Source organism: Streptococcus sp. k-90 (assembly GCF_013277565.1).
Lineage (GTDB): Bacteria > Bacillota > Bacilli > Lactobacillales > Streptococcaceae > Streptococcus.
In genome coordinates this window covers 1-2,217 of record NZ_VMNE01000050.1, presented here as the reverse complement: position 1 = coordinate 2,217, position 2,217 = coordinate 1, and the positions used below count along the sequence as shown (strand labels likewise).

Annotated in this window: 1 protein-coding gene; it reads right to left on the bottom strand. The window is 34.8% G+C overall.

Features of this window, described 5'->3' with window-relative positions:
* A partial coding sequence (locus HT734_RS09250; RefSeq protein WP_173308528.1) for a YSIRK-type signal peptide-containing protein occupies nt 1–2,110 on the bottom strand: 2,110 nt, incomplete at its 3' end.
* Nucleotides 2,111–2,217: the final 107 nt, after the last annotated feature.

The window sequence follows — 2,217 nt, the reverse complement described above, 5'->3', positions numbered from 1 at the left end:
CTGTTTCACCTGCTGTTTTAGCTTCGGCTACTTTATCAGCGTTTTCTGCTGCTGTAATCTTAGCTTCTTCTTCTGCTTTCTTAGTATCTACTGCTGTTTCTTTTTCTTTACGCTCAGCTTCTGTTAAGCTCTTATCTGCTGCGATTTCTGCTTTTTCGGCTTGCGCTGCTTTTTCTAAGTCCGCTTTCGCTGCTGCAACAATTGTATCTCTATTGTTCAAAGAGTTATATTTTTCAATAAGTGACTTAGCAGATTCTTTATAGTTACTTGTAGTATTTATTCCTGAATTAAGTAAATTATCAATCTCTGTCAATTTTGTTTCATAAGCACCCTTAGTTTCAGGAGTAGACCACTTAGTATCTTCTGATTTTTGTTCTACTAATCTAGTATGGATTCTCTGTAGTAAATCCTTCGCAACATTTTTTGTATCTTGTTTAATTGAAAAATCTGAACCTGTCAGTGGGAGTGCATAGTGTCTATGCACTGATTGATATCCCATTCCCAAATGTTGATTATCTGCTGAACTAATTCGAACTGTATATTCAGTTACACCTTTAGGTATTTCAATCTCCTTACTAGTAAATGTTCCACCCGTACCATTTGGTTTATTATTAGCAATTTTCGCATCCAAAGCTTCTTTTGTTGGTGACGGTGTATCTGGCGTAGTAATAAATTGAGGACTATTTTTCCCATCACTTGCTTTAACAACTGTCATTTCATCATTTTGTTGAGCCTCTTGTGGTTTAAATGTTTGATCGTATAATTTTTCTTCTTTTCCATTACGATTAATGATTACTTCGACCTTATACTGTGCTTTAGTACCTTCAATATCTCCAGTATATCCAGTTTTGAATGACACAACTACTTTGGAACCGTGTTCTTTTGAGTATGCTTTAAATGTTTTTTGAATTCCATTAAATCCTTTAACACCTTTAGCAATATTTCCGGCTTCACCTGTATGCACATACTTAGAACCATCAAACGTTTCTTCTTCTCTATTTGCCTGTGTCCTAACTTTTGATAAGAATAACATATAATCACTAGTTCTATCAAAAGATTGCTCTAATACCCAAGTTTGATATATTTTTCTTCCAGAACTCCATACTGTGTTAACTGTCTCAATTGGAAATACTCCCTTATCCGTTTTTCTTGCTATAGCAAATTTTCCTGGATTTCCATCTGCAGTAACAGCATTCCATCCCCCAAATTCATGAATTTCTTTTACATCCCCTCTTGCAACCCCTGTTTTATCTCCAAGTTCATCCATATTCTGAATTTTTTCATTGTTCTGAATCGTCTCAGGCAATGATTCCAACTTATTTGAAAGGGTTTTTACATCGGCACCTTCTACTGGATTATCAAATACTTGATTTGCTGATGTATCATCTGTCGTACTAGGAGTTGTATCTGTACGGAATGGATTATTTGTATCTAATACTTTTCCATTACGTTTATCTTTAGAACCTGAGTTTGCAATCGAATTAGATTCTGAAGATTTCTCAGTATTTGTTGCTTTTTTACCTACAGTAGCTTTTCCATTTGTAGTGTCTACCGCTGGTGCTTCTTTTTTCTCTTCTGGTTTTGTTTGTAATTTTGTTGTTGCTACAACTAAGTTTGCATGTGCTTGTGATAATTCAGCTTGTGTTTTTGCTTTATTTAATACAGATTTTGCTTCATCTAAAGCTGTTTTTAATTGATTTACACTATTATCTGTTTTACTAGCGTATGTGCCTTGAGAAAGCTTACCATCAATTTCTTTGATTAAATCTGTCAATTCTTTCTTGTCTAGAGTCTCCACCTTCTGAGGTGCTGATTCTGGTGAAGAACTATTTTCAACTGTTGAAGGTTGAGTATTTGTCTCTACTGTTGCAGCAGGACTAATTGCTACTGTGTTCCCTTCGTAGGTCCCATTCTGGACATTCTGATCTTTAGGTTGCGGTGCTTGAGTCTCCCCATTAGTTGAAGACACTCCTTGCTCTGCAGCAGATACTGCTCCATTTCCTAAAAACATGAACAAGGCAGCTACTGCGACACTAGCTGCACCAAAGCTGACCTTACGAATAGAAAAACGTAATTGCTTTTCACGATTGTGTTTACCTTTATGAAACATTTAATTTCCTCCAAAAAAATATTTTATCATATTATATGATACTCTTTTACTATAAAAATTCAATAGAACATTTTCCATATTTTTTAATCTATTATAATTTTATTCGT